This window comes from Sphingomonas chlorellae (assembly GCF_056485145.1).
This window is the reverse complement of record NZ_JBQXXM010000004.1, coordinates 24,804-50,333: the sequence shown is the minus strand read 5'-3', so window position 1 is coordinate 50,333 and position 25,530 is coordinate 24,804. Positions and strand designations below refer to the sequence as shown.

Genomic DNA, 25,530 nt, shown 5'->3' with positions numbered 1-25,530 from the left:
CGCGCTGCGCCGGCCTCCGCACGCGCCCAAGCCATCAGAGACAGGCTTCGAGCAACGCCTGGTCGAATCCGAACTGCTTTGCCTTTTCGAGCGTATAGGGGCGAAGGCCCATCGACCGGTATTCGCCCACGATCTTTCCGTCGGCGGTCTCGTCCAGATATTCGAACTTGAACAGCTCCTGCGTGACGATCACCGGCCCTTCCATGCCGATCACCTCGGTCACGTTGGTCACGCGACGCGAACCGTCGCGCAGGCGCTTCACCTGGATGATGAGGTCGACCGAATCGGCGATCTGACGGCTGATCGCCTCCTTCGGCACCTTGATGTCGGACATCATCACCATGTTCTCCATACGCGCCAGCGCCTCGCGCGGGCTGTTCGAGTGGAGCGTGCACATCGAGCCGTCATGGCCCGTGTTCATGGCGGCGAGCATGTCGAAACATTCGGAGCCGCGGATTTCGCCTAGGATGATGCGGTCGGGGCGCATACGCAGCGCGTTCTTCACCAGATCGCGAATCGTGATCTCGCCCTGTCCCTCGAGGTTGGGCGGACGCGTTTCGAGCGGCAGCCAGTGCGGCTGCTGCAGTCGCAATTCGGCCGCGTCCTCGATCGTGATGACGCGCTCGCCCGGGTCGATCAGCTTCGACAGCGCGTTGAGCATCGTCGTCTTGCCCGAGCCGGTACCGCCGGAGATCACGACGTTGAACCGGCTGGCGCCTGCGATCTTGAGTGCGGTCGCCATTTTCTGGCTCATCGATCCGCCCTGCGCCATCATGTCGAGCGTGATCGGCTTGGCCGAGAATTTACGAATCGAGATGGCGGTGCCGCGCAGCGAAAGCGGGGGCACGATCACGTTGACGCGGCTGCCGTCCTTGAGGCGGGCGTCGGCAAGCGGCGTCGTCTGGTCGACGCGACGGCCGACCGAGTTGCAGATGCGCTGGGCGATCTGGAACAGATGTTCCTCGTCGCGGAACTGGATGTTGGCCAGTTCCAGCTTGCCCTTGCGCTCGACATAGGTTTGCTCGGGACCGTTGACCATGATGTCGGTGATCGTCGCGTCGGCGAGCAACTCCTCGAGCGGCCCGAGCCCGAGCAGTTCGTCGACCAGCACCTTTTCGAGCGCGAACTGCTCGCGCCGGTTGAGCGTCAGCTTCAGTTCGGCGAGCACTTCGCCGATGATCGGACGGAATTCCTCGGCAAGTTCGTCCTTGCTCAGCGTCGCGGCGGCTTCGGGATCGACGCGCTCGAGCAGGCGGGGCAGCACCTGTTCCTTGATGCGGTGGATCGACGCTTCGAAACCCTCGTTGCGCGCGCCGCTCAGTTCGGCCGGTGCCGCCTGGCGTTCGGCCAGCCGCTGCATCGCGTCGCTGCTGGCGACGCTCGGACCGCCGGGGTCGCGTGGCTCCATGATGGAAACGGGTCCCGCCAGGCCGCCGCCGCCCGGCAGCGGAACGCTCGAAATCGGGGGGAACTGGTCGCCGCCCATCGGGATCGGATCGGGCTGGCGGACGCCCGGCATCGGGCCCTGCATCGGGCGCGCCACGCCGAAGGCGGGACGGCCCCCGGTCGCGCTTCCCATGCCGCTGCGTCGTCCGAATGCGCTCATATCGTCTTGCTTCTCCGAGTGCGCTTGAGCGTAGCGGTGAAGGCTTGAGAATTGGCTAATTCGCCCGTTCCGTTGCGGCGCGGGTGCGCGCGGCGGACAACGAAAAACGCCCCGGAAGCAGCTTCCGGGACGTCAACGGACGCGAATCATGCAATCGAGCGAGCGCGGCAGCAGCGCTCGCCGGGATTATTCGGCGCGTTCGGCCAGCACGGTCAGGCCCTGCGCGTTGACCTCGGCGAAGCCGCCTTCGACGCGGATGATCTCCGGGGTCGCGTTGCCCGTCTTGTAGACCTCGATATTGCCGTCACGGACGGTGGACATGAAGGGCGCATGGCCCTCGAGCACGCCGAAGTCGCCCTCGGTGCCGGGAACGACGACCATGTGCACGTCCTCGGAACGGACGAGCTTTTCGGGGGTGACGAGTTCGAAGTGCAGCATCTTCTTCTTCCTAAATTCCCCGCCGGTCTGCGGGGATCATTCGGCGTGGTCGCCGCCTGGCTGCCGGTCCCCCTTCCACCAGGGAAAGGGGACCGGGAATGGGCTCAGGCCTCGCCGGCCAGCTTCTTGGCCTTTTCGACGGCCTCGTCGATGCCGCCGACCATGTAGAAGGCCGCTTCGGGGAGGTGGTCATATTCGCCGTTCACCACCGCCTTGAACGACTTGATGGTGTCTTCCAGCTGGACGAACTTGCCCGGGATGCCGGTGAACACCTCGGCGACGTGGAACGGCTGCGACAGGAAGCGCTGGATCTTGCGTGCGCGGCTGACGGTCAGCTTGTCCTCTTCCGACAGCTCGTCCATGCCCAGGATGGCGATGATGTCCTGCAGCGACTTGTACTTCTGCAGGATCGACTGGACCGCACGGGCAGTCTCGTAATGCTCCTGGCCGACGACGCGCGGCTCGAGCACGCGGCTGGTCGAATCGAGCGGATCGACCGCCGGGTAGATGCCGAGTTCCGAAATCGCGCGCGAAAGCACGGTCGTCGCGTCGAGGTGGGCGAACGACGTGGCTGGCGCCGGGTCGGTAAGGTCGTCGGCGGGAACGTAGATCGCCTGGACCGAGGTGATCGAACCCTTGGTCGTCGAGGTGATGCGCTCCTGCAGCGCGCCCATGTCGGTCGACAGCGTCGGCTGATAGCCCACGGCCGAAGGAATACGGCCGAGCAGCGCCGACACTTCCGAACCCGCCTGGGTGAAGCGGAAGATGTTGTCGACGAAGAACAGCACGTCCTGGCCTTCGACGTCGCGGAAATATTCGGCGATGGTCAGGCCCGACAGCGCGACGCGGGCACGGGCGCCCGGCGGCTCGTTCATCTGGCCATAGACCAGCGCGACCTTCGATCCCTCGCTCGTCGGGTTGCCGTCGGCATCCTTGGCGATGACGCCGGCGTCGAGGAATTCGTGATAGAGGTCGTTGCCCTCACGGGTACGCTCGCCCACGCCCGCGAACACCGAGGTGCCGCCATGGCCCTTCGCGATGTTGTTGATCAGTTCCTGGATGAGCACGGTCTTGCCCACGCCGGCGCCGCCGAACAGGCCGATCTTGCCGCCCTTCGCATACGGCGCGAGCAGGTCGATCACCTTGATGCCGGTGACGAGAATCGCGCTGTCGGTCGACTGCTCGACGAACTCGGGAGCCTTGGCGTGGATCGGCGCCTTCAGGTCGGTGCCGATCGGGCCGCGCTCGTCGATCGGTTCGCCGACGACGTTCAGGATGCGCCCCAGCGTCTTCGGGCCGACGGGAACCGAGATCTGCGCGCCGGTGTCGGTCACGGCCTGGCCGCGGGTCAGGCCCTCGGTCGAGTCCATCGCGATCGTGCGGACGGTGTTCTCGCCCAGATGCTGCGCCACTTCGAGCACCAGACGGTTGCCGTTGTTGTCCGTCTCGAGCGCCGAGAGGATGGCGGGCAGGTTGTTGTCGAACGTGACGTCCACGACCGCGCCGATCACCTGCGCGATGCGGCCGACATTGTTCGTGGTGGCCACAGGGGGGCTCAATTCAGGCGCCGTTGCCATCTTCACTTCCTTGCGGTTGAATTTGCGTTCTGGGGCGAAGCCGGGGCTTCGGATCGGGTGAACGAGACCAGCAGCGTGTTGCTGTTGGCCGCCGTGCTGCCCTGGAGCGGCTGGATGTCGACGCGGATCGCGACGCCATGCAGAAGAACCGACGCCGATCGCCGCTCGTTGATCGCGCGCTTGATGTCATCGCCGGTGCCGACCTCGAACCGGCTCAGAAAGCCGTTGAGGATGCGCTGCGGGATGCGCCGGGCGTCGGCTTCCTTCTGCGACTCCGGTGCCCTCGCCTCGTCGATGTCGAAGCGGAAGCGCACGGTGTCGATCGCGCCGGCGCTGCGCCCGTTCGCCTCGAAATCGGTGCGAACCGTGATGGCGCCCGGCGTCCTGGGCAGCGTCTGCACCTTGCCCTTAGCGGCATAGGCAGTGCCCGTGCCGCTATAGCCGCCGACGGCATAGCCGAACTCGTTGGCGGCGGCGACGACGCGCGCGGGGTCGGTGAACATCCGTTGCCAGCGCTCGCGCATCACCACATCGGCGTCGGGCGCGACGCCTGCCGCCGCCGCCTGCGTCTCGTTGAGCGGCCCCTGCGCCCCTTGCGGCGCACGGCTCCCGCACCCCGCAAGCGCGAGGCCGGTCAGCACGAACGCAAGGGCGGCGGGCCGCTGCATCAAAGGGCCTCGGCCCCCGAGATGATTTCGACCAGCTCGGTGGTGATCGCAGCCTGGCGCGTGCGGTTGTACTGGATCGTCAGCCGATTGATCAGGTCGCCGGCATTGCGCGTGGCGTTGTCCATCGCGGTCATCTTCGAACCCTGTTCCGACGCGGCATTCTCGCGCATCGCACGATAGACCTGGATCGCGACGTTGCGCGGCAGCAGGTCGGCCAGGATCGATTCCTCGTCGGGTTCATATTCGACCGTCGCCGAAGCCGCGTCGTCGACGCCCGCCTCATCGGCGGCCGGGATCGCCACGGGCAGCAACTGCTGCTCGGTCGGCTCCTGCACCAGCACCGACTTGAAGTTCGAATAGAACAGGTGCGCGACGTCGAACTCGCCCGCCTCGAACCGGCGGATCAGGTCGTCGGCATAGCCGCGCGCCTCGGCGAAGCCCAGCTTGCCCAGGTCGCCCGGTTCGACGGAATGGACGATGTCGTCGCGGAACTGGCGGGCCAGCACGGCGCGGCCCTTTCGGCCGATCGTGTAGAACTTCACGGTCTTGCCCTGCGCCTTCAGCTCCAGCGCACGACGCCGCGCGAGGCGGGCAATGTTGGTGTTGAACGCGCCGGCGAGGCCGCGATCCGACGTCGCGACCACCAGCAGGTGCACCGCGTCCTTGCCCGATCCGGTCAGCAGCTTGGGCGCGCTGGCGCTGGCGGAAACCTTTGCCGCCAGGCTCGTGACCACCGCCTCGAGCCGCTGGGCATAGGGGCGCCCGGCCTCGGCCGCTTCCTGCGCGCGGCGCAGCTTGGCGGCGGCGACCATCTTCATCGCCTTGGTGATCTTCTGCGTCGACTTCACCGAGCCGATGCGGAGCTTGAGGGCCTTGAGGCTAGCCATCTTCTTCCTTCTTCTCCCTCCGAGAGGGCTGGGGAGAGGGGCAGGGTTACCCGCTGCCGCTCACCTCAACCCTCTCCCCGCGGGCGCGGGGAGAGGATCATGGGTTCAGGCAAAGGTCTTGGCGAACGCGGTCAGCGCGTCCTTGATCTTCGCCTTGGTCTCGTCCGACAGATCCTTGGTCTCGCGGATCGTCTTCAGCACATCGGCGTGCGCCGTACGCATTTCGGCGAGCATCGCCGCTTCATAGCGCACCACGTCCTGCACCGGGATCGTGTCCAGGAAACCCTGGGTACCGGCAAAGATCGAAACGACCTGCTCTTCGAACGGCATCGGGTTGAACTGCGGCTGCTTGAGCAGCTCGGTCAGGCGCGCACCGCGGTTGAGCAGCTTCTGGGTCGACGCATCGAGGTCCGAACCGAACTGCGCGAACGCCGCCATCTCGCGATACTGGGCGAGCTCGAGCTTGATCGAGCCGGCAACCTTCTTCATCGCCTTGGTCTGGGCGGCCGAACCGACGCGGCTGACCGAAAGGCCGACGTTGATCGCCGGACGGATGCCCGCGAAGAACAGGTCGGTTTCCAGGAAGATCTGGCCGTCGGTGATCGAGATCACGTTGGTCGGGATGTACGCCGAAACGTCGCCCGCCTGCGTCTCGATGATCGGCAGCGCGGTCAGCGAGCCGGCGCCGTTGGCGTCGTTCATCTTCGCCGCGCGCTCGAGCAGGCGGCTGTGGAGATAGAACACGTCGCCCGGATAGGCTTCGCGGCCCGGCGGACGGCGCAGCAGCAGCGACATCTGACGATAGGCGACGGCCTGCTTCGAAAGATCGTCATACACGATCACGGCGTGCATGCCGTTGTCGCGGAAGAACTCGCCCATCGCGCAGCCGGTATAGGGCGCGAGGAACTGCAGCGGAGCGGGCTCCGACGCGGTCGCGGCGACGACGATCGAATACTCCATCGCGCCATTCTCTTCGAGCTGGCGGACGATCTGCGCGACGGTCGAGCGCTTCTGGCCGACGGCGACGTAGATGCAGTAGAGCTTCTTGGATTCGTCCGAACCCTGGTTGATGCCCTTCTGGTTGATGAAGGTGTCGATCGCGACGGCGGTCTTGCCGGTCTGGCGGTCGCCGATGATCAGCTCGCGCTGGCCGCGGCCCACGGGCACCAGCGCGTCGAGCGCCTTGAGGCCGGTCTGCATCGGCTCGTGCACCGACTTGCGCGGGATGATGCCCGGCGCCTTCACTTCGACGCGGCGGCGTTCGGTGTATTCGATCGGGCCCTTGCCGTCGATCGGGTTGCCCAGCGCGTCGACGACGCGGCCCAGCAGCCCGCGGCCGACGGGAACGTCGACGATCGTGCCGGTACGCTTCACGGTCGCGCCCTCGCGGATCTCGGCGTCCGAGCCGAAGATCACGACGCCGACATTGTCGGCTTCGAGGTTGAGCGCCATGCCCTGCACGCCGTTGGCGAATTCGACCATCTCGCCGGCCTGGACCTTGTCCAGCCCGTGGATGCGCGCGATGCCGTCACCGACCGAGAGCACGGTGCCGGTCTCGCTCACTTCGGCATCGGTGCCGAAGCTGGCGATCTGGTCCTTGATGACCTTGGAGATTTCTGCGGCGCGGATATCCATGGTTTAGCCTTCAGCCTTTCATCGCGTGCGCGAGGGAGTTCAAACGGGTCTTGATCGACGAATCGATCATCTGGCTGCCGATCTTCACGACCAGGCCGCCGAGCAGCGAGGGGTCGACCGAAAGGTCGACGATGACGTCGCGGCCGACGCGGGTGCGCAGCTGCGCCTTCAGCGCCTCGACCTGATCGGCATCGAGCGGATGGGCCGAAACCACCTGCGCCGTCGTCTCGCCGCGGAAGTCGGCGGCAAGCGCACGGAAGTCGCGGATGATCGCGGGCAGCACCGCCAGTCGGCGATTCTCGGCCAGCACGCCCAGGAACTTCGTCGTGGTGCCGTCGAGGCCCAGCGCGGCCGCCGTGGCGGCCACGGCCTTGCCGGCTTCGGCGCGGCTGATCAGCGGGCTGGTGGTGAGCGTCTTGAAGTCGCTCGATTCGTCGAGCGCAGCCTGCACGCGGGCAAGGCTCGCCTCGACTTCTGCCAGGTTCTTGGCGTCACGCGCGAGCTCGAACAGCGCGGTTGCGTAACGTCCGCTTAAGCTGGCCTGGATACCGCCGGATGTCTCCACGCGATCGGGTTCCCCTTGGAGGTTCGGAATGGCCCCATGCACAAATAAGGGCCGGCGCCGAAGACGCTGCCCCATGGGTTGGGCGGCTGCTAGCATCGGGGCCGCAGCGATGCAACCCGCTGACTTGCGCGCGCGTGAATGCTAGCCGATGCGCCCCCGCGCACCGCGGCGTGCGGTGCGAATCGGGGCAGGGAGAATCGCCGATGATGACCGGCCAGTTCGAACGGCACATCATGGCCGACGGCGCCAAAATTCGCGTTTATCATGCGGTTGCGCAGGGCGCTCGCCGCGGCGGCATCGTTCTTCTCCAGGAGATTTTCGGGGTCAACTCGCACATTCGCAGCCTTTGCGACCGCTTTGCCACGCTGGGTTTCGAAGTGCTCGCGCCCGCGCTTTTCGATCGCGAGGCCCCCGGATTCGAGGTCGGCTATGATGCCGACGGCATCGCGGCGGGACGTCGGCTGGCGCGCGAATTGCATCCGATAGCGTTGTCACTGTCCGACACCCAGTCCTGCATCGATGCGCTGGGGCCCGACGGCCCGGTTTTCGTCGTCGGCTATTGCTATGGTGGGTCGCTCGCCTGGTTCGCTGCGACGCGGCTGCACGGTGTTGCGGCGGTCGCAGGCTATTACGGTGCGCTGGTGCCGGATGCGGCGGACGAGGTGCCGCGCTGCCCGGTGGCGCTCCATTTCGGGCGCCATGATCCGGGAATCCCGCTCGCCGGGGTCGAACGCGTGATCGCTGCGTCCCACCCCGGAACGCAGGTGTACCTTTACGACGCCGGGCACGGCTTCAACTGCGACCAGCGCGCCGATTATGATCCGCCGGCAGCGGCGCTGGCGCTCGATCGCACGCTGGCGCTGTTTGCCGCGGCAGGCGCCGGCGGCCGTTGAACGCGCGGTTGCCGGGCGCTGTGGCAATGGAGGGGGCGGGATGATGCGGCGATACTGGATCGGGGCAAGGGGCTGCGCGGCGCTCGTCCTGGCGGCGTTTGGTGGAGGGTTTGCCGGGGCTGAGGTGCTCGAGGCGACGGGCGAGTTTCCGGCGCGGGCGCGTGAGGTGAGCTTTCTGGCGTCGCTGGCGGTCGAGCGCTTTGCAGGCGAGGACGGCCCGGCACTCGCGATTGCGATCGAGCGCGCGCTCGTCGAACCGCGCGCCGACGGCGCCGAGTTCTTCGACCTGCGCGCACCGGGCGCCCGCGTCGAGGGCGCCGTTTCCGGCACGGTCGCCACCGGCGTCGATACCAGCCGGGTACGCGAGAAGCGCCGTCGTTGCGTCGCGCGCGACGACAAGGGCAAGTGCAGCGAAGAGGCCGAGGTCGAGGTCGGCTGTACCCGCCGACTCGTTTCGGTCGAGGCGGACGTGCGGATCGTCCGCATGGCCGACGGTCGCATTCTCTATTCGGCGCGCAAGCCCGAGAGCCGCACCGATACCTGGTGCGAGGGCGACAGCCCCGCCGAGGGGACCGAAACGGTGGTGCGTGAGGCGTTGGGGCGCATTGCCCAGGCGGTGCGCGACGACGTCGTGCCGCGGATCGATCATTATCGGATTCGCGTGCGCGAAAGCACGCGCGGGATGTCGCGTGAACAGGCCGACGGCTTCAAGCTGCTGGTCCGCCAGACCAAGAGCGATCCCGCCGGGGCCTGCGCCGGCTGGGCGGCGATGGCGCGCGACCTGCCGGATCATCCGTCGGTGCTGTTCGATCTCGGCGTCTGTGCCGAACATGGCGGCAGCTATGCCGAGGCGGCGCGCTTCTACCGCGCCGCGCAGGCGGCCGGGGCGGGCGAGGCCGGCGATGCGGCGGCGCGGGCCGACCAGTTGATCGCCGGCGCCGCGGATGCCCGCGAACGGGCGCGGCGCCGGCGTCGCTGATCGCAACCCGGCCGGCACCGCTCCCGCATTCGGCGATCAGCCGCGGGCGGCGCCGCCGCTGTTGCCGCCGCTGCGACGGCCGCCGCCCTGGGTCGGGCGGGCCTGCCACTTGCGCTTGGGGCGCGCGGGGCCGCGCGGCTTTTCGCCCTGCGGCGCGGCCGGGCCGCGGCGCTCGGCCGCGGGCTTGCCGTCGCCGCGACGCCCCTGCTGGCGCTGCATGTCGCGGCCCTGGCGGCCGGCCTGCTCGCCGCGGCTCATCGGCACCGCAACGCGGCTGTTCTTGACCTTTTCGGCCTCCGCCATGAACCCTTCGGGCAGCGGCTCGACGGTCAGCTTCTGGCGCGTCAGCTTTTCGATGTCGCGCAGATAGGGCCGCTCGTCGTCCGCACAGAAGCTCAGCGCCATGCCGTCATTGCCGGCGCGCGCGGTGCGGCCGATACGGTGGACATATTGCTCGGGCACGTTCGGCAGTTCGAAATTGAACACATGGCTCACGCCCGACACGTCGATGCCGCGCGCGGCGATGTCGGTCGCCACCAGGATTTTGACCTTGCCCGAACGGAACTCGCCGAGCGCCCGTTCGCGCTGCGGCTGGCTCTTGTTGCCGTGGATCGCGTTCGACGCGATGCCGTTGCCCGCCAGCAGTCGCACGACGCGGTCGGCACCGTGCTTGGTGCGGGTAAAGACCAGCGCGCGGTCGATTTCCAGCGAACGCAGCTTCATCGTCAGCAGCGCCTGCTTTTCGGCCTGGTTGACGAAGGTGACGAACTGCTCGACGCGCTCCGCCGTGGTGGCGACCGGGGTCACCTTCACTTCCACCGGATTGTGGATGAACTGGCTGGCCAGCTCGCGGATCGACTTGGGCATCGTCGCCGAGAAGAACAGCGACTGGCGCTTGCTCGGCAGCTCCTTCACGATGCGGCGCAGCGCATGGATGAAGCCCAGGTCGAGCATCTGGTCGGCCTCGTCGAGCACCAGGATCTCGATGCCCAGCAGGATCGCATAGCACTGGTCGATCAGGTCGACGAGGCGGCCCGGCGTGGCAACGAGGATGTCGACGCCGCGCGCCAGGTCGGTCTTGTTCTTGTGGACCGAGGTGCCGCCGAACACCGTGGCGATCCGCAGGCCGGTGCCGCTGGCGTAATGCTTGGCATTGTCGGCGATCTGCGCGGCGAGCTCGCGCGTCGGGGCGAGCACCAGCATGCGGCAACCGCGCGGCTGGGCGCGGCGGCCCGACTTCACCAGCCGTTCGATCGACGGCAGCATGAACGCGGCGGTCTTGCCGGTGCCGGTCTGGGCGATGCCCAGCAGGTCGCGCCCTTCCAGCAGCGCCGGAATCGACTGCGCCTGGATCGGCGTCGCCTCGCTATAGCCCTTGGCGGCAAGCGCGGCGAGAACGGTCTCAGAGAGACCGAGTTCGGAAAATTGCATGAAAGCCCTTACAGAATAACGGCCAGCGAACCCCGGAATCGGGGTGCGGAGGCGGGGTCAGAAATTGACGACCCGCGTGACTAGGGAAGCCGTGGAAATCAACCGAGGCAGAGCCGGGGCGGAAACCGCCCGATCACGCTGCACGATGCCTCGCTGCGATGCAATATGCGCGCCGGGGGGCGCAAAGTCAATCGGGCGGCGTTTTGGGGCTGGGGTCCGCGGCGCGCGGCTGTTAGGCGGCGGCGCGTGAACCCGGTTGCGGACGGGGCATCCCGCCGCCCGCACCGTCCCGCACAGGAGCCCGATGCCCGCATGGCCGTGACCGACATCGCTACCCGCACCTACAACCATAACTGGCGGCTCGATCCGATCGTGCGCAGCCTGCTCGACACCGATTTCTACAAGCTGCTGATGCTCCAGATGATCCGCCACCTCTATCCGGAGGTGCGGGCGACCTTTGCGCTCATCAACCGTTCGGCCGGGGTCCGGCTCGCCGACGTGATCGACGAACGCGAGCTGCGGGCGCAGCTCGATCATGCGCGGTCGCTGCGGTTCGCCAAGAAGGAGCTGATCTGGCTGGCCGGCAACAGCTTTTATGGCAAGTCGCGGATGTTTGCGCCCGACTTCATCGAATGGCTCGCCGATTTCCAGCTGCCCGAATATGATCTGCGCGTCGTCGACGGCCAGTTCGAGCTGCATTTCGACGGGCCGTGGACGCATACGACGATGTGGGAGATCCCGGCGCTCGCGATCGTCAACGAACTGCGCGCGCGCTCGGCGCTGCGCAATCGCGGCCGGTTCGCGCTCGACGTGCTCTATGCGCGCGCCAAGGCCAAGCTGTGGGACAAGGTCGAGCGGCTGCGCGAGCTGCCCGATCTGGTGATTTCCGACTTCGGCACGCGGCGGCGGCACGGGTTCCTGTGGCAGCGCTGGTGCGTCGAGGCGTTGAAGGAGGGGCTGGGGAAGCGCTTCATCGGCACCTCGAACGTGCTGCTGGCGATGGAGGGCGATCTCGAGGCGATCGGCACCAACGCGCACGAACTGCCGATGGTGCTCGCCGCGCTTGCGCCCGACGATGCGGCGCTGCGCCAGGCGCCTTATCGCGTGCTCGACGACTGGCAGCGCCATTATGACGGCAATCTGCTGATCGCGCTCCCCGACGCCTTCGGCACCACCGCCTTTCTGCGCGACGCGCCCGACTGGGTCGCCGACTGGACCGGCTTTCGCCCCGACAGCGCGCCGCCGATCGAGGGGGGCGAGCAGATCATCGACTGGTGGCAGGCGCGCGGTCGCGACCCGCGCAGCAAGCTGCTGATCTTCTCCGACGGCATGGATATCGATTCGATCGAGGCGACCTACCGCCACTTTCACGGCCGGGTGCGGATGAGTTTCGGCTGGGGCACCAACCTCACCAATGATTTCCGCGGCTGCGACCCCGAAGGCGATGCGGCGCTCGAACCGATCTCGCTCGTCGCCAAGGTCGTCGCCGCGAACGGCCGGCCGGCGGTAAAGCTGTCCGACAATCGGGCCAAATCAACCGGCGAACCAGCGGAAATCGCCCGGTATCTGCGCGTTTTCGGCGATGCCGATCGCCGCAACGGCACCGTTTCGGTGTGAAACGAAAGGGGCGAAAGTAGGGATTTGTTAACCCTTTTCGGCATAACCGCTTGGAAATGGGCAGGGAAGGTCGAGGCGTGCTGATCGCAAGGCTCGAGGTCCTGGGCGAAGTGGACGAGCGCGGCGCGGTGCGCTTCACCGTCGACACCGCCTCCACCGTCCGGGGTCTCGACGGTCGCCCTGTCGACGTGCGCGTCGAAAACTATTCGCGGACGGGCTTCCTGTTCCTCTCCGACGTCGAATTTCCGGCAAGTACGCTCGTCGCGGTCGGCCTGTCCGGCGCCGGCCTTCGCGAGGCGCGCGTCGTGTGGCGCGACGGCGAGCGCCATGGCTGCGAGTTCCTCGTGCCGCTGCCGCAGTCGCAAATGGCGCGGGCATTCAAGGGGCGCGACGCTGTCGTCGCCGATCTGGAGGCCGAATTGCGTCGCCGGTTCGGCGGCGAGGAGCCAGGCCCTGCTGCCGATGAAGGCGAAGGCGACCTCCGGCCATCCCCCGCCGCGTCGCCCGTTCAAGGGCTCTGGCAGCGTTTGCGCGACTGGTGGGCCTCGCACCGCCGTTACTGACGTTCGCTCTGCGCTTTTGAACGCAAGCCGCGGGATGTCCGCCATCGCCGCTCCCGCTATGGTGCCCGCATGTCGCACCGCGCCACCGCCCGTCCGAACGCCGATCCCGCCCCCGAACTGGAGGGCGCCGAGGCTGACGTCGCCTGGGCTGCCTTTCTCGCGCGTGACCGCAATGCCGACGGCCGCTTCGTCGTCGCGGTAGCGAGCACGGGAATCTATTGTCGCCCGAGTTGCCCGGCGCGGCGCCCGGCGCGATCGCGCGTTCGGCTGTTCCGCGATGGCGATGCCGCCGTCGCTGCGGGGTTTCGCCCGTGCCTGCGTTGTCGCCCCGATGCCGAGGCGCGCGACCGGGTCGCCGTTGCGGAGGCGATCGCGGCGATCGAGGCTGCCGAAACACCGCCGGCACTTGCCGATCTCGCCGCCGCAGTCGGCTATGCCCCGCATCATTTCCAGCGGCTGTTCAAGCGCGCGACGGGGGTAAGTCCCGCCGTCTATGCCCGCGGCGTCCGCGCCCGCCGGGCCGCTGCGGCGCTGGCCGACGAGTCCCGCGTCACCGACGCCATCTATGCCGCCGGCTATGCGGCGCCCAGCCGCTTCTACGCCATGGCGGGCGAGCGGCTGGGGATGGCGCCCCGCGCCTGGCGGCAGGGCGGCGCAGGCGAGACGATTCGTTGGGTGCGCGTGCCGACCAGCCTGGGGCCGCTGCTCGTCGCGGCAACGGCGCGCGGGCTGTGTCGCGTGTCGTTCGATGAGGACGAGGCGGCGTTGCGCGGGCGCTTTCCCGGAGCGACGATCGAGCCGGGCGACGACGCGCTGCGCACGCTCGCCGAGGCGGTCGTGGCGCAGGTCGAGCGGCCCGGCGCCACGCGCGACCGCGACCTGCCGCTCGATGTGCGCGGTACGGCCTTTCAGGAGGCGGTGTGGGCGGCGCTGCGCGCGATTCCGGAGGGCGAATCGCGCAGCTATTCGGAACTGGCGGCGGCGATCGGCCGCCCGCGCGCGGTGCGGGCGGTGGGGACGGCATGCGGCGCCAACCCGGTGGGCATCGTCATTCCGTGTCACCGTGCGCAGCGCGGTGACGGCAGCATGGCGGGCTATGCCTGGGGCATCGACCGCAAGGTAACGCTACGCCGCCGCGAAGGGCTCGATCGCGGATCGGGCGCGCCCGAAACGGCCGACGACGACGGCTGAGCGGGGCTCAGCGTCCGCCTGCAGACGCGGCGTCGATGCTTCCCGTCGCTTCGGTCGCGCTGGCCGACTGGCAGCGATAGACGAGCTTTTCGTTGTAGATCTGGGGCAGCGTCGCGCGCAGCGTCTGCTGCTGGCTGGCAAGCGCAGCGCGCGCTGCCTGGTCCGACGAGCAGCTCTTGATCGGCACTGCGCTGCGCACCGCACGCGCCTCCTTCATCTGCGCGGCGCCGAGCAGGAAGCGCGTGTTGGTATAGGTGCGCGTCGACGGATCGTAATCGAGCACCGACACCGTCTGTTCCTGGTCGGGCACCAGGATGCGCTGCCACCGTGCGCCCGCCTCGGCATATTGGGTGCGGCCGTTGATGCAGCCGTCCTTGCCGATGTCGAGCCGCACCGGGTCGGTCTGGCTGACGGTCACGCGGCTGCGTTCGGGGACCAGCGTACACAGCATCGGTCCGGTCCCCGTTGCGGCGGGCAGGTTCGATCCACCCGATTTCGCGGTGGTGGGCAGCGGCTCGATCTTGGTTTCGTCGAACACCGGGCGCTTCACGAACACGATGCCGGCGGCAAGGATCAGCATCAGCGCGCCCGCGGCGGCCCACATGCCCTCGCGCTGCCGGTCGCGCGTATAGAGCAGCACCGCCGCACCGGCAGCGACCCCGCCGAGCACGAGCATCAGCGCGGCGACCGCCATGTAGTTCTCGCGGCTCGCTTCGTTGCGGGCACGCGCCTGGGCGATCGCCTCCTGCCGCTGGGCGTCGGCCCGTGCGGCGGCAGCGCGGGCGGCTTCGTCGGCCTGCAGCCGCGCCTGTTCGTCGGCGCTGCGTTCGGCGGCAAGCTGTTCCTCGATCGTCGTGCAGGGCACGTCGACGCTGTGGAACGGCTGGCGCGCCGCCTTCAGGAACGCGGCCAGCTCGCCGTTGGCGATCGCGAAGGCGAACGACGAATCGCCCTCGTCGCCGCGCGTGATCGCCGAATTGACGCCCAGCACGCGCCCGCAGCGGTCGAGCAGCGGGCCGCCCGAATTGCCGCGCGCGATGCTGGCGGTGTGGAGCAGCACGCTGACGCCTTCCAGCGCGCGCGTGCCGGCAAAACCGCCCTGCGAGCGCACCGGCGACTGCGGCGTGATGAAATCGGCGGCCGAACGCGCCGTCGCCAGATCGACATTGCCGGGATAGCCGAGCGCGATCAGCGTGTCGCCGTCGCCCGGCATCCCCGAAAACAGCGCAAGCGGCGGCAGCCGGACGCCGTTGAACTCGATCAGCGCCAGATCGCGCTGCCGGTCGATCGCGACCAGCCGGCCCTGGACCGAACGATCGCCCTCGGACGGGACGACGCCGATCACGACGTTGCCCGGATAGCGATCGGCGAGGTCGACGACGTGTGCATTGGTGACGATGCGGTTCGGTGCGACCGCAAAGCCGCTGCCATGGCCGAAGCCGACGACCTCGTCGTCGACGACGGCGATCGTCACCACGCGCACCACGCCGCGGGCGGCGGCCGAAATATCGTCGGCGCGCGCCGGAACCGCCCAGGCGAACATCAGCGCAACCACGATCAGCAACTGCCGCACCATCACCACCTGCGCCTCCATTTGCGCGGCTGCTTTCAGGCAAAAGCGGCCCGCGTTCAAGCGCGAAGCAGTGTGCGCCGCGGCCCCGCGCTAAAGGAAGCTGTATGGGTCGACATCGACCGAGACGCGAACCTTGCTGCCCCATTCGAGCGTGCCCAGCCAGTCGCGGATCGCCGCCTGCATGTCGAAGCCCCGGCGCGAATGGACGAGCAGGCGGAAGCGGTGGCGTCCGCGCAGCATCGCCAGCGGCGCGGGCGCGGGGCCGTAGACGTGCATTTCCTCCCCCTGCGGCGCGGCGCGGCCGATCATCGTCGCCACGTCCTGCGCTGCCTGCTTCTGCTCCGACGAGACGATGATCGCGGCATAGCGGCCGAAGGGCGGTGCCTCGGCATCGCGGCGCGCCTCGGTTTCGGCGGCGTAGAAGGCATCGGCATTGCCGCTGACGAGCGCCTGCATCACCGGTGCGTCGGGCGCGTGCGTCTGGATGAAGACATGGCCCGGCTTTTCGCCGCGGCCGGCGCGCCCGGCGACCTGCATGATCTGCTGGAACGTCCGCTCGGCCGCGCGGAGGTCGCCGCCGTCGAGGCCCAGATCGGCATCGACCACGCCCACCACGGTAAGGTTGGGGAAGTGATAGCCCTTGGTGACGAGCTGGGTGCCGACGACGATGTCGATCGCGCCATGCTCCATCCGCTGGACGAACTCGGCGGCCTTGGCGGGCGACCAGAGCGTGTCGGAGGTGACGATTGCGATGCGCGCCTGGGGCCAGAGCTGCGCCGCCTCGTCGGCGATGCGCTCGACACCGGGGCCGCAGGCGACGAGGCTGTCCTTCTCCTCACATTCGGGGCAGGCGTCGGGCGTCGGCAGCGTGTAGCCGCAATGATGGCAGGTCAGCCGCCGGATCAGCCGATGTTCGACCATCCATGCGGTGCAGTTGGGACATTGGAAGCGGTGGCCGCAATGGCGGCACAGCGTCAGTGGAGCATAGCCGCGCCTATTGAGAAACAATAGCGATTGTTCGCCCCGCTCGAGCGCCGCGTCGATCGCGAGAACGAGTCGCGGTGCGAGCCAGCGACCGCGTTCGGGCGGCTCCTTGATGAGGTCGATCGGTTCGATTTCAGGCAGTTCGGCGGCGCCGTAGCGGCCGGGAAGCTTGAGTTCGCTGTAGCGGCCCAGTGAAACCTGATAACGCGTTTCAATAGCTGGCGTTGCCGACGCCAGCACCACCGGGCATTGCTGAAACTTGGCGCGCATCACCGCGACGTCGCGCGCGTGGTAATGAACGCCGTCCTCCTGCTTGAAGCTCGTCTCATGCGCCTCGTCGACGACGATCAGCCCGAGATTCGGATAGGGCAGGAACAGCGCCGAGCGCGCGCCGACCGTCACCAGCGCCTCACCGCGGGCGATCGCGCGCCATGCGCGGCGGCGTTGCGAGGTGCGCAGCCCCGAATGCCACGGCACCGGCTCGCAGCCGAAGCGACGCGTGAAGCGGGTGAGGAACGGCTCGGTCAGCGCGATTTCGGGGAGCAGCACCAGCGTCTGCCGCCCGGCCTCGATCGCCGCGGCGACGGCTTCGAAATACACCTCGGTCTTGCCCGACCCGGTGACGCCGTCGAGAAGAAAGGGTTGAAAGTCAGCCGCTTCCACCGCCTCGCGCAGTCGCGCGGCGACCGCTGCCTGTTCGGGATTGAGCGCAGGCGGCGCAAAGCCGGGGTCGGGCGGGGGAAAGGGGCTGTCGGTATCGACGGTCACCGCCTCGATCGCGCCCGCCTTGACGAGCCCGCGGATCACCGCCTCGGACACCTCGGCGATCGTCGCGAGCTCGCGCACGAGCCCCTGACGGTCGCCGATCCGCTCGAGCGCCTGTTCGCGTTGCGCGGTCATCCGCGGCGGGACATGCCCCGTCGCGCGATATTCGGTGATCGTCGGCGCGGCCTCGAACGCGGCGGACGAGGACAATGCCATCCGCAGCACCGCCGCGGGCGGGCTGAGATAATAGTCGGCGGTCCATTCGACGAGGCGGCGCACCGCGGCGGGAAGCGGCGGGGCATCGACGACGGCGATCAGGTTGCGCAGGCGATTGTCGCCGACGGGCTCGGTTTCGAGCCGGTCGGGCTCCCACACCACGCCCGCGAGCTGGCGCGGGCCGAGCGGGGCGATGACGATCGAACCGGGTTCGACGTGCATTCCCTGCGGCACGCGGTAATCGAGCGGTCCGAGGGCGGAATTGAGGACGAGGACGCGCGCGCGGTTGCCGGGCATGCGCCCCATATCGCCCTTTGCGGCGCGCATGGGAAGGTGGCGGGTGGCGCCCGCGAACCGCCGCGGCGCCGGCCCGAAAAACCGCCCGGCGCCGCCCCAATGACCGTACCGATCGCGCAATCCGCACGCAATTCGCGTCGTTGGGCGCAAGACGCGTGCAGAAATCGCGCCGTTGCGGGACGAAATCATGCCGTTCAGGGGCGCGCGTTGACTTGGCGCCCGTCGTCGCGCTGCATAAGCTTGTCATCGGGCCGACCGGGGGAGGATTTGGCGATGTTGACGATGACGATCGCGCTGGCACTCGCCGCGCCGCAATGCACCGCGCTCGACACAAGGCTGCCGCCGCGGCTGAAGGGGTGGACGCGCACCGGCACGACGCTCGACACCGGGCGGTCGGTGCTGATCCCCCGCCGCGGCGCGGCGCTGGCGACGCGCGTCACCATCCGCCGGCCGGGGCTGTTCGGCATCGCGATCGACCAGCCCGGCTGGATCGACGTCGCCCCCGAGCGCGGGCGGGCGCTGAAGATGGCGGGCGAGGCGCGCGGCCCGGCCTGTTCGACGATCCGCAAGATCGTGCGTTACAAGCTGGCCCCGGGGGCCTATCGGGTGTCGGTGAGCCGCCTGCGGGCGGATCGGGCACGGCTGATGCTCGTGCACTATGGTCCTGACAGTCCTAGGGAAAACCGATGAAGTTCTTCGCTGACACTGCCGATACCGCCGCGATTCGCGAGCTGGCCGACGCCGGCCTTCTCGACGGCGTCACCACCAACCCCTCGCTGATCCACAAGGCGGGCCGCAACTTCCTGGAAGTCGTCGCCGAAATCGCCGAGATCGTCGAAGGCCCGGTTTCGGCCGAGGTCGTCGCGCTCGATTTCGAGACGATGATGAAGGAAGCCGAAATCGTCCGCAAGATCGCCGACAACATCGCGGTCAAGGTGCCGCTGACGATCGAGGGGCTGAAGGCGTGCAAGGCGCTGACCGGCGACGGCACGATGGTCAACGTCACGCTGTGCTTTTCGGCGAACCAGGCGCTGCTCGCCGCCAAGGCCGGCGCGACCTTCATCTCGCCGTTCGTCGGCCGCCACGACGATATCGGCTTCGACGGGATGCAGCTGATCGCCGACATCCGCCAGATCTATGACAATTACGCCTTCGACACCGAGATCCTGGTCGCGAGCGTGCGCCACCCGGTCCATGTCTATGAGGCCGCGCGCATCGGCGCCGACGTGATGACCGCGCCGCCCGCCGTCATCAAGCAGCTCGTCAAGCACCCGCTGACCGACAAGGGCATCGAGGGCTTCCTGGCCGACTGGGCCAAGACCGGCCAGACGATCGCCTGACCCGACCCCGCCGGGGCACGGGGGCAGGCGGGCGCCGCATCGCCCGCCGTCCCCGTGCCCGGCACCGACCCGGCGGTCCTCCCGGACGGCGTGCCGCACACCGTCGCGTACCGCCGCCGACGCCGTGGACGGTGCCAAGCCGCGGCAAAGGCGGTACAAGCGCGGCATGACCGAGCCCGCGCCCCCCGAGCCCCCCCGGACCCCGGCCCGGAGCGAGGCGACCCCGATCGCGCCCATGCGCGCCGCGCCCGCGCCAGCCGCGCCCCGGGTCAAGCCGGGGGAGATCGAGCCGGCCCCGACCGGGCCCACGCATCCTGAGTTCGCCGCGACCGAGCCCGCCCCCTCCGAGCCCGCCCCCTCTGAGTCCCCCGCGACCGAGGCCGCGCTGCCGCTCCAGTTCGTCCGCCATCTGCGCCACGACCGGCGGCGTTCGCAACACACGGTGCGCGCCTATGGCGCCACCGCCGAGCGGCTGGTCGCATTCCTTCAGCGCCATTGGGGCGAGCCGGTGACGCGCGCGGCGCTGGTCGCGCTGCCGCTCGCCGACCTGCGCGCGTTCCTGACGCACCGCCGCGATGCCGGGATCAGCAACGCCTCGGCCGCGCGCGAACTGTCGGCGGTGCGCGCCTTTCTGCGCTTCGTCGGCGGCGAGGCGACCGAGCTGCCGCGGATGAAGGGGCCGCGCGTCAAGAAGGGCGTGCCGCGCCCGATCGCCCCCGACGAGGCGGTCGCGCTGGCCGAGACCGTGTCCGAGGCCGCGTCCGAACCGTGGATCGCCGCGCGCGACTGGGCGGTGCTGCTGCTGCTCTATGGCGCGGGGCTGCGCATCGGCGAGGCGATGGCGCTGACCGGCGCGGTGCTGCCGCTGGGCGAGACGCTGCGCGTCACCGGCAAGCGCGACAAGACGCGGATCGTGCCGCTGCTCGCCCCCGTTCGCGCGGCGATCGAAACCTATGTCCGGCTGTGCCCCTATGGCACCGCGCCCGATGCCGCGCTGTTCCGCGGCGCGCGCGGCGGGCCGCTGTCGCCCGCGCTGATCCGCAAGGCGGTGCGGGCGGCGCGCACCGCGCTGGGCCTTTCCGACCGCACGACGCCGCACGCGCTGCGCCACAGCTTTGCCACGCACCTGCTCGGCCGCGGCGCCGACCTGCGCGCGCTGCAGGAGCTGCTGGGCCATGCCAGCCTGAGTTCGACCCAGATCTATACCGCGGTCGACGCCGCGCACCTGCTCGACGTGTACCGCGCGGCGCACCCGCGCGCGTGAACGCAGCCGCCCCGCCTCAACCGTCGCGGCGCAGGTGGAGCAGCGGATAGGCGCGCCCTTGGCCGTCGCGCGGCGAGCGGCCGGTGACGACGAAGCCGAGCCGCCGATAGAAGCCGACCGCCTGTTCGTTCGCTTCGTTGACGTCGGTGGTGAGCGCCGGGTGCAACGCCAGCGCGTGCGCGACGAGCGCCCGGCCGACGCCGCGCCCGCGATGCGCGGGGTCGATGAACAGCGCCTCCATCTGCGCGCCGTCGAGCAGCATGAAGCCGATCGCGACATCGGCATCGTCGACCGCGAGCCACAACGGCGCGGCGGGCAGAAAACCCGCCACCTCCGCCTCGATCGCGACACGATCGGCGGGGGCGAGGAAATCATGCGTGGCATCGACGGCATCGCGCCACACCTGAAGCACGCGATCGCCGTCGGCGGGCGTCGAATTGCGGATCCGGATCATCACGAGGCGATAATCGCGGCGCCGGGCGAGGACAAGCGGGGGGGGGCGAATGACGGCCGCATTCGCCCCGCACATGGAGGCCGATTACAGAACAACGCCCGCATTGCTTGTAATCGACGGCGGCACGATCTATCTGAAAGTCAATCGAACCCGCCAGGCCTCTGCCCGTCAGGGCATGCACACTTGGCGGGTCTTTTGTTTTTGGCGAACCTGCGCATAGATTGCGACATGGCGCGCATTTTCGCGAAACCTGCAACGACGTTCGACCAACAGATCGCGCATCTGCAGGCCGAAGGCATGATCGTCGCAGATCGGGCGCGTGCCGAGCACTGGTTACGCCATGTCAGTTATTATCGGCTGAGCGCCTATTGGCTCCCCTTCGAGAATGCGAAGGGCAATGCGGGGCCGCGTTTCAAGGCAGGGACCGATTTCGAATCGGTCGTTGAACTATATGAATTCGATCGCCGCCTGCGGCTGCATCTTTTGAATGCGATCGAGCGGATCGAGGTCGCCGTCCGCGGGAACTGGGCCTACAACCTTGCACACCACGGCGGGCCGCACGCCTATCTCGACGCCGCGCTGTACAACGAGCGTCGGCTGTTTCACGAAAATCTTGCCCGCCTGGTGCGTGAAGTCGGCAGCTCGCCCGAAACCTATATCGATCATTACCGGCAGCGCTGCGACACGCCGCCGATGCCGCCGGTCTGGATGGTGGCGGAGATGATGTCGTTGGGGCAATTGTCACGCTGGGCCGTGAACTCATAAATCTGCTGGCGTTCGAACCATCGCCGCAGCCATAAGGTGTATGCGATTGGGGGTGGTGGCATGAAGCTGCGAGAGTTGCTGCGCGGTCGACGCGATTGGTCGGATGACGAGACCATTTATATGGTCGAACCGTGGGGCGGTGACGCGGAAGCGCTTCTTTCAAACGAGACGCCGGACACAGCAGGTCCGATCGTCCAAGGTGGAAAGAGCTACGCCTATTTTCTCGAAGGCTTCATCGCGCGCGATTTTCTCGACGATCTGGACGCGCCTTATGATGTAGGCGAGGCAGCGTGTGAGCGATTGATCCGGTACGCCATCAACGACGCGTAAGTGCCGGGCACTTTCTTTTGCTGAACAACTCTGATTCAGCGCCGGCATGAGCCGATATGATCTTACCGACTTCGAGTGGCGCGTGATCGAGCCGCTGCTGCCCCACAAGCCCCGAGGCGTTCGGCGCGTTGATGACCGCCGGGTGCTGAATGGCATCTTTTGGGTGCTGCGGTCCGGCGCGCCATGGCGTGATCTGCCGGAGCGTTACGGTCCGCGCACCACCTGCTACAACCACTTCGTTCGCTGGCGGAAGGCGGGCGTCTGGGATCGGATGATGGACGCCATCACCGTCGCCCACGATGGCGACATACAGATGATCGACAGCACCTCCGTTCGCGCCCATCAGCAGGCCGCGACGGCAAAAAGGGGGATGCAGATCATTGTCTCAGTCGATCGCGCGGCGGACTCACGACCAAAATCCACGCGGTCGTCGACGCGCAAGGGCTCCCGATCCGGCTCGGCCTGACGGCTGGGCAGGCGCATGACGGGCAGGTCGCTGACACGCTTCTCGACCATCTCGGCCCGCACACCATTGTGCTGGCCGACAAAGCCTACGACGCTGACCGCATCCGTGAACTGATCGAGGGGCAAGGCGCTACGCCGAATATCCCGGCCAAATCCAATCGGAAGTGGAAACCCTGCTTCAGCAAGCGGCTCTATCGCGAGCGCAATCTGATCGAGCTCTTCTTCTCCAAACTGAAGCACTTCCGCCGTGTCGCCACTCGATACGACAATCTCGCCGCCAACTTCCTTGCCATGATTCAACTCGCCTCGATGCGGCTGTGGCGTCGCGCTTATGAGTCTACGGCCTGGTACTCGGGGCTTTCGGACCGGGCGTTACGCAACCGGATCGCGCGGCCGCTGGGCCTGCCCGAGGCGATACTGGTGCCGTTTCTCAAGCATCTGGCGACGGTGCGGAACAGTTGTGCCCACCATGCCCGCCTGTGGAATCGCGGTTTCCTGATCCGCATGCGTCTGCCGCAGAAACCCGCCGATCTGGCGGCGACGCTGGACAGCGTGCCCGGCAACGGGCCGGCCCTGCTCTACAACACGCTCTGCCTCGTCCGTTATCTGCTGGACCGGATCGACCCCGGAATCGGGTGGAAGGACGAATTGGTGCAACTGCTCGTGCCGCGACCTGCGGCGGATCTCGCGGCGATGGGGTTTCCGTCGGACTGGACGCAGCGCCCGCTGTGGCAATGAAGCGCCCTAGCGCCCCCTTAGCGCCCCCTAGCGCCGCGAGCGGGGTTTCCAGGTGAGGACGCGCCAGAGATAGCCGATCAGCGCGATCGCGAGCGTTGCGGCGAGGATGGGGGTGGCCCAGCGTTCGAGGCCGTCGACGACGTTGCCGAGGCCGAGTCCGGCGGCGACGAGCAGCGTGTTCCAGATCGCGCTGCCCGCGCCGGTATAGAGGAGGAAACGGCCGACGGGCATGTGCATCAGCCCGGCGGGGACCGAGATGATCGTGCGGCCGAAGGGCAGGAAGCGGAACACGAACACGGTGACGCCGCCCCAGCGATCGAAATGGCGCCGCAGCCGTTCGACATCCTCCCATTCGAGCGTCAGCCAGCGGCCCCAGCGTTCGACGAACGGGCGCAGCCGGTGATAGCCGAGCCGCCGGCCGAGTTCCCACCAGAACAGGTTGCCCGCCATCGTCCCCGCGGTGCCGACAAGGACGAGCGGGACGAACGCCATCCGCCCCTGGGCCACGGCGACGCCCGCCATGCCCATGATCGCTTCGGACGGGATCGGCGGAATGACGTTTTCGAGCATCATCAGGACGAACACGCCCCAATAGCCCCAGTCGAGCCAGTTGATCATGCCGCCGTTCCCGGCCGCGCGGCGGGCAGGGGGCGCGCCGTGCGTTCGGTGCGCGCCATGCGTTCGGTGCGCGCCATGCGTTCGGTGCGCGCCGTGCGTTCGGTGCGCGCCATGCGTCCCGTGCGCGCCATGCGCCGCGTCAGCCGCGCGCGGCGACGCGGGCTTCGATCGCTTCCCAGATGCGCGCCGCGGTATCGGTGCCGTTGAAACGGTCCATCGCGACGATCCCCGTGGGCGAGGTGACGTTGATTTCGGTCAGCCATTCGCCGCCGATAACGTCGATGCCGACGAAAAGGAGCCCGCGCCGGCGCAGTTCGGGGCCGAGCACGGCGCAGATCTCGCGTTCGCGCGCGGTGAGATCGGTCTTGGCGGCCGACCCGCCGACCGCGAGGTTCGAACGGATCTCGCCCTCGCCCGGGATGCGGTTGATCGCGCCCGCCACCTCGCCGTCGACGAGCACGATGCGTTTGTCGCCGCGCACGATTTCGGGAAGGAACGCCTGGATCATGTGCGGTTCGCGATAGGCGGTGTTGAACACCTCGATCAGCGACGACAGGTTGGCGCCGTCGCGCCCGACCTTGAAGATCGCCTTGCCGCCGTTGCCGTGGAGCGGCTTGACGACGATCTCGCCATGTTCGGCGAGGAAGGCGCGCGCCTCGTCGAGCGAGCGCGTGATGAGCGTGGGCGGCATGAACTGCGCGAAATCGAGCACCCACAGCTTTTCGGGCGCGTTGCGGACGCTCGCCGGATCGTTGACCACCAGCGTGCGGTCGGCGATGCGTTCGAGCAGGTGCGTCGCGGTGATGTAGCCGAGGTCGAAGGGCGGATCCTGGCGCATCAGCACGACATCGGCCTGATCGCCCAGATCGAGCCGGACGGGATCGCCGAAGCGGAAATGATCACCCGCGACGCGCTGAACCGTCACCGGATGCGCATGCACCCAGACATGCCCCGCGGCATAGTTGAGATCCTGGGGCGCGTAATGGAACAGCCGGTGCCCGCGCGCCTGCGCCGACAGCATCAGCGCGAAGGACGAATCGCCCGCGATGTTGATCGAATCGAGCGGATCCATCTGAACCGCGACGGTGAGCGCCATGCCGAACCTTCCTCCCGATGGAACCGGCCCGGCGGCGCGGGCCCGTGAAACTGGTCCGCGATGTAGGCGCGGGGCGGGCGCTTGTCACCCTGAGCGCGCCCGGGGCGGGGCGCGGGCGCGGGCGCGCAGGGCTCAGCCGTTTTCGAGCCACGCATTCTCGATGTGGCGCGGCGCGGTGCCCGGCGCGATCAGCACGACGTCGACGCGGATATCGTCGCCCGGCCGCGCATAGACCGGCATCAGCAGTTCGGCCGCGGCGGCGACGCGCGCGAGCCGGCGCGCGTCGATCGCATGGTCGAGCCCGGCGGCGTCGCGGCGCGTCTTGACCTCGACAAAGGCGACGAGGCTGCCGCGGCGCGCGACCAGATCGACCTCGCCCGCGGGCGTGCGCACGCGGCGATCGACGATGTGCCAGCCCTTGAGCCGCAGCCACCAGGCGGCGAGGCGCTCGCCCCGGCGTCCGGCGGCTTCGGCCTGGCGGCGGGCGGCGAGCGGGCGGGGCGCGCGGGGGCGGGGCATGGCGACGAGCATGGCCATGCGCGCCAGGGGTGTCAAAAAGGCGGGGCGCAAGCCGC

General features: G+C 68.4%; 25 protein-coding genes and 1 pseudogene. 11 read left to right on the top strand and 15 right to left on the bottom strand.

Going from position 1 to position 25,530, the window contains the following annotated elements; genetic code table 11:
- Positions 1-34: 34 nt before the first annotated feature.
- The 7 genes from ACT3CF_RS11610 to ACT3CF_RS11580 form a co-directional block, all read right to left on the bottom strand.
- Positions 35-1,606, bottom strand: coding sequence for a CpaF family protein (locus tag ACT3CF_RS11610; protein ID WP_478422923.1), 1,572 nt, complete (start codon positions 1,604-1,606; stop codon positions 35-37).
- 186 nt (positions 1,607-1,792) lie between these two features.
- Entirely contained in the window at positions 1,793-2,044 is a 252-nt protein-coding gene (locus ACT3CF_RS11605) for an ATP synthase F1 subunit epsilon (protein ID WP_478422921.1), read from the bottom strand.
- A gap of 104 nt (positions 2,045-2,148) precedes the next feature.
- Positions 2,149-3,621, bottom strand: coding sequence for a F0F1 ATP synthase subunit beta (atpD, locus tag ACT3CF_RS11600; RefSeq protein WP_478422919.1), 1,473 nt, complete (start codon positions 3,619-3,621; stop codon positions 2,149-2,151).
- Positions 3,622-3,623: 2 nt separating this feature from the next.
- Complete coding sequence (locus tag ACT3CF_RS11595; protein WP_478422917.1) at positions 3,624-4,289, bottom strand: hypothetical protein; 666 nt, start codon at positions 4,287-4,289, stop codon at positions 3,624-3,626.
- Positions 4,289-5,176, bottom strand: coding sequence for a F0F1 ATP synthase subunit gamma (locus ACT3CF_RS11590; protein WP_478422915.1), 888 nt, complete (start codon positions 5,174-5,176; stop codon positions 4,289-4,291). The genes ACT3CF_RS11595 and ACT3CF_RS11590 overlap by 1 nt, the downstream gene beginning before the upstream one ends.
- Before the next feature lie 105 nt (positions 5,177-5,281).
- Entirely contained in the window at positions 5,282-6,811 is a 1,530-nt protein-coding gene (gene atpA, locus ACT3CF_RS11585) for a F0F1 ATP synthase subunit alpha (RefSeq protein ID WP_478422913.1), read from the bottom strand.
- A 10-nt stretch (positions 6,812-6,821) separates the two neighbouring features.
- Positions 6,822-7,376, bottom strand: coding sequence for a F0F1 ATP synthase subunit delta (locus ACT3CF_RS11580; protein ID WP_478422911.1), 555 nt, complete (start codon positions 7,374-7,376; stop codon positions 6,822-6,824).
- 203 nt (positions 7,377-7,579) lie between these two features.
- On the opposite strand from ACT3CF_RS11580, the gene ACT3CF_RS11575 reads away from it, so the two are divergent.
- Entirely contained in the window at positions 7,580-8,269 is a 690-nt protein-coding gene (locus ACT3CF_RS11575) for a dienelactone hydrolase family protein (RefSeq protein WP_478422909.1), read from the top strand.
- A 40-nt stretch (positions 8,270-8,309) separates the two neighbouring features.
- Positions 8,310-9,248, top strand: a complete 939-nt coding sequence (locus tag ACT3CF_RS11570) for a hypothetical protein (protein ID WP_478422907.1) — start codon at positions 8,310-8,312, stop codon at positions 9,246-9,248.
- A 36-nt stretch (positions 9,249-9,284) separates the two neighbouring features.
- On the opposite strand, the gene ACT3CF_RS11565 is transcribed toward ACT3CF_RS11570, so the two are convergent.
- Positions 9,285-10,679 (bottom strand): DEAD/DEAH box helicase, encoded by a 1,395-nt coding sequence (locus ACT3CF_RS11565; protein WP_478422905.1) that lies wholly within the window; start codon positions 10,677-10,679, stop codon positions 9,285-9,287.
- A 312-nt stretch (positions 10,680-10,991) separates the two neighbouring features.
- On the opposite strand from ACT3CF_RS11565, the gene pncB reads away from it, so the two are divergent.
- From pncB to ACT3CF_RS11550, 3 genes are all read left to right on the top strand, one after another.
- On the top strand, positions 10,992-12,296 hold the full coding sequence (gene pncB / locus ACT3CF_RS11560; RefSeq protein ID WP_478422903.1) for a nicotinate phosphoribosyltransferase: 1,305 nt from the start codon (positions 10,992-10,994) through the stop codon (positions 12,294-12,296).
- Positions 12,297-12,373: 77 nt separating this feature from the next.
- Positions 12,374-12,859 (top strand): PilZ domain-containing protein, encoded by a 486-nt coding sequence (locus ACT3CF_RS11555; protein WP_478422901.1) that lies wholly within the window; start codon positions 12,374-12,376, stop codon positions 12,857-12,859.
- A 69-nt stretch (positions 12,860-12,928) separates the two neighbouring features.
- Complete coding sequence (locus tag ACT3CF_RS11550; RefSeq protein ID WP_478422899.1) at positions 12,929-14,050, top strand: methylated-DNA--[protein]-cysteine S-methyltransferase; 1,122 nt, start codon at positions 12,929-12,931, stop codon at positions 14,048-14,050.
- A 7-nt stretch (positions 14,051-14,057) separates the two neighbouring features.
- Here the strand turns inward: ACT3CF_RS11550 and ACT3CF_RS11545 are convergent, their stop codons facing one another.
- Complete coding sequence (locus tag ACT3CF_RS11545) at positions 14,058-15,644, bottom strand: S1C family serine protease (protein WP_478422897.1); 1,587 nt, start codon at positions 15,642-15,644, stop codon at positions 14,058-14,060.
- Between the two features lie 69 nt (positions 15,645-15,713).
- Positions 15,714-17,885, bottom strand: a complete 2,172-nt coding sequence (locus ACT3CF_RS11540; RefSeq protein WP_478422895.1) for a primosomal protein N' — start codon at positions 17,883-17,885, stop codon at positions 15,714-15,716.
- 273 nt (positions 17,886-18,158) lie between these two features.
- Between ACT3CF_RS11540 and ACT3CF_RS11535 the strand changes: the two genes are divergently transcribed.
- The 3 genes from ACT3CF_RS11535 (at position 18,159) to ACT3CF_RS11525 (ending at position 20,489) form a co-directional block, all read left to right on the top strand.
- Positions 18,159-18,575, top strand: a complete 417-nt coding sequence (locus ACT3CF_RS11535) for a hypothetical protein (protein ID WP_478422893.1) — start codon at positions 18,159-18,161, stop codon at positions 18,573-18,575.
- Positions 18,572-19,225, top strand: a complete 654-nt coding sequence (gene fsa, locus ACT3CF_RS11530) for a fructose-6-phosphate aldolase (RefSeq protein WP_478422891.1) — start codon at positions 18,572-18,574, stop codon at positions 19,223-19,225. The genes ACT3CF_RS11535 and fsa overlap by 4 nt, the downstream gene beginning before the upstream one ends.
- A gap of 235 nt (positions 19,226-19,460) precedes the next feature.
- Positions 19,461-20,489 carry a tyrosine recombinase XerC gene (locus ACT3CF_RS11525; RefSeq protein WP_478423477.1) on the top strand — a complete coding sequence of 343 codons (1,029 nt, stop codon included), beginning with the start codon at positions 19,461-19,463 and terminating at the stop codon, positions 20,487-20,489.
- A gap of 16 nt (positions 20,490-20,505) precedes the next feature.
- Here ACT3CF_RS11525 and ACT3CF_RS11520 read toward each other — a convergent pair whose 3' ends face one another.
- The gene (locus tag ACT3CF_RS11520) at positions 20,506-20,943 is read right to left on the bottom strand and encodes an acetyltransferase (protein ID WP_478422889.1); all 438 of its coding nucleotides are present in this window, start codon (positions 20,941-20,943) and stop codon (positions 20,506-20,508) included.
- Positions 20,944-21,171: 228 nt separating this feature from the next.
- Between ACT3CF_RS11520 and ACT3CF_RS11515 the strand changes: the two genes are divergently transcribed.
- From ACT3CF_RS11515 to ACT3CF_RS11505, 3 genes and pseudogenes are all read left to right on the top strand, one after another.
- On the top strand, positions 21,172-21,708 hold the full coding sequence (locus tag ACT3CF_RS11515; RefSeq protein WP_478422887.1) for an Abi family protein: 537 nt from the start codon (positions 21,172-21,174) through the stop codon (positions 21,706-21,708).
- Between the two features lie 60 nt (positions 21,709-21,768).
- Positions 21,769-22,038, top strand: coding sequence for a hypothetical protein (locus ACT3CF_RS11510; protein WP_478422885.1), 270 nt, complete (start codon positions 21,769-21,771; stop codon positions 22,036-22,038).
- A 46-nt stretch (positions 22,039-22,084) separates the two neighbouring features.
- Positions 22,085-23,241, top strand: a pseudogene (locus ACT3CF_RS11505) (IS5 family transposase).
- Positions 23,242-23,268: 27 nt separating this feature from the next.
- Here ACT3CF_RS11505 and ACT3CF_RS11500 read toward each other — a convergent pair.
- The 4 genes from ACT3CF_RS11500 to ACT3CF_RS11485 form a co-directional block, all read right to left on the bottom strand.
- Positions 23,269-23,859 carry a DedA family protein gene (locus tag ACT3CF_RS11500; RefSeq protein WP_478422883.1) on the bottom strand — a complete coding sequence of 197 codons (591 nt, stop codon included), beginning with the start codon at positions 23,857-23,859 and terminating at the stop codon, positions 23,269-23,271.
- A complete protein-coding gene (locus ACT3CF_RS11495) occupies positions 23,856-23,990 on the bottom strand; it encodes a hypothetical protein (protein ID WP_478422881.1) in 135 nt (44 codons plus the stop codon). Before ACT3CF_RS11495 ends, ACT3CF_RS11500 begins: the two co-directional genes overlap by 4 nt.
- Before the next feature lie 8 nt (positions 23,991-23,998).
- Positions 23,999-24,955: a glutathione synthase gene (gene gshB / locus ACT3CF_RS11490; RefSeq protein WP_478422879.1), complete on the bottom strand. Its 957-nt coding sequence runs from the start codon at positions 24,953-24,955 to the stop codon at positions 23,999-24,001.
- A 132-nt stretch (positions 24,956-25,087) separates the two neighbouring features.
- Complete coding sequence (locus tag ACT3CF_RS11485; protein ID WP_478422877.1) at positions 25,088-25,492, bottom strand: YraN family protein; 405 nt, start codon at positions 25,490-25,492, stop codon at positions 25,088-25,090.
- Between the last annotated feature and the right edge of the window lie 38 nt (positions 25,493-25,530).

What these genes read in the sequence shown, in the direction of transcription:
- ACT3CF_RS11540 (WP_478422895.1), bottom strand. Translation starts at nt 17,885, where the DNA reads ATGCCCGGCAACCGCGCGCGCGTCCTCGTCCTCAATTCCGCCCTCGGA.
- ACT3CF_RS11550 (WP_478422899.1), top strand. Translation starts at nt 12,929, where the DNA reads ATGTCGCACCGCGCCACCGCCCGTCCGAACGCCGATCCCGCCCCCGAA.
- ACT3CF_RS11590 (WP_478422915.1), bottom strand. Translation starts at nt 5,176, where the DNA reads ATGGCTAGCCTCAAGGCCCTCAAGCTCCGCATCGGCTCGGTGAAGTCG.
- ACT3CF_RS11575 (WP_478422909.1), top strand. Translation starts at nt 7,580, where the DNA reads ATGATGACCGGCCAGTTCGAACGGCACATCATGGCCGACGGCGCCAAA.
- gshB (WP_478422879.1), bottom strand. Translation starts at nt 24,955, where the DNA reads ATGGCGCTCACCGTCGCGGTTCAGATGGATCCGCTCGATTCGATCAAC.
- ACT3CF_RS11510 (WP_478422885.1), top strand. Translation starts at nt 21,769, where the DNA reads ATGAAGCTGCGAGAGTTGCTGCGCGGTCGACGCGATTGGTCGGATGAC.
- atpD (WP_478422919.1), bottom strand. Translation starts at nt 3,621, where the DNA reads ATGGCAACGGCGCCTGAATTGAGCCCCCCTGTGGCCACCACGAACAAT.
- atpA (WP_478422913.1), bottom strand. Translation starts at nt 6,811, where the DNA reads ATGGATATCCGCGCCGCAGAAATCTCCAAGGTCATCAAGGACCAGATC.
- ACT3CF_RS11495 (WP_478422881.1), bottom strand. Translation starts at nt 23,990, where the DNA reads ATGGCGCGCACGGGACGCATGGCGCGCACCGAACGCACGGCGCGCACC.
- ACT3CF_RS11525 (WP_478423477.1), top strand. Translation starts at nt 19,461, where the DNA reads ATGCGCGCCGCGCCCGCGCCAGCCGCGCCCCGGGTCAAGCCGGGGGAG.
- pncB (WP_478422903.1), top strand. Translation starts at nt 10,992, where the DNA reads ATGGCCGTGACCGACATCGCTACCCGCACCTACAACCATAACTGGCGG.
- ACT3CF_RS11565 (WP_478422905.1), bottom strand. Translation starts at nt 10,679, where the DNA reads ATGCAATTTTCCGAACTCGGTCTCTCTGAGACCGTTCTCGCCGCGCTT.
- ACT3CF_RS11610 (WP_478422923.1), bottom strand. Translation starts at nt 1,606, where the DNA reads ATGAGCGCATTCGGACGACGCAGCGGCATGGGAAGCGCGACCGGGGGC.
- ACT3CF_RS11595 (WP_478422917.1), bottom strand. Translation starts at nt 4,289, where the DNA reads ATGCAGCGGCCCGCCGCCCTTGCGTTCGTGCTGACCGGCCTCGCGCTT.
- ACT3CF_RS11515 (WP_478422887.1), top strand. Translation starts at nt 21,172, where the DNA reads ATGGCGCGCATTTTCGCGAAACCTGCAACGACGTTCGACCAACAGATC.
- ACT3CF_RS11485 (WP_478422877.1), bottom strand. Translation starts at nt 25,492, where the DNA reads ATGGCCATGCTCGTCGCCATGCCCCGCCCCCGCGCGCCCCGCCCGCTC.
- ACT3CF_RS11570 (WP_478422907.1), top strand. Translation starts at nt 8,310, where the DNA reads ATGATGCGGCGATACTGGATCGGGGCAAGGGGCTGCGCGGCGCTCGTC.
- ACT3CF_RS11500 (WP_478422883.1), bottom strand. Translation starts at nt 23,859, where the DNA reads ATGATCAACTGGCTCGACTGGGGCTATTGGGGCGTGTTCGTCCTGATG.
- ACT3CF_RS11520 (WP_478422889.1), bottom strand. Translation starts at nt 20,943, where the DNA reads ATGATCCGGATCCGCAATTCGACGCCCGCCGACGGCGATCGCGTGCTT.
- ACT3CF_RS11605 (WP_478422921.1), bottom strand. Translation starts at nt 2,044, where the DNA reads ATGCTGCACTTCGAACTCGTCACCCCCGAAAAGCTCGTCCGTTCCGAG.
- ACT3CF_RS11545 (WP_478422897.1), bottom strand. Translation starts at nt 15,644, where the DNA reads ATGGAGGCGCAGGTGGTGATGGTGCGGCAGTTGCTGATCGTGGTTGCG.
- fsa (WP_478422891.1), top strand. Translation starts at nt 18,572, where the DNA reads ATGAAGTTCTTCGCTGACACTGCCGATACCGCCGCGATTCGCGAGCTG.
- ACT3CF_RS11535 (WP_478422893.1), top strand. Translation starts at nt 18,159, where the DNA reads ATGTTGACGATGACGATCGCGCTGGCACTCGCCGCGCCGCAATGCACC.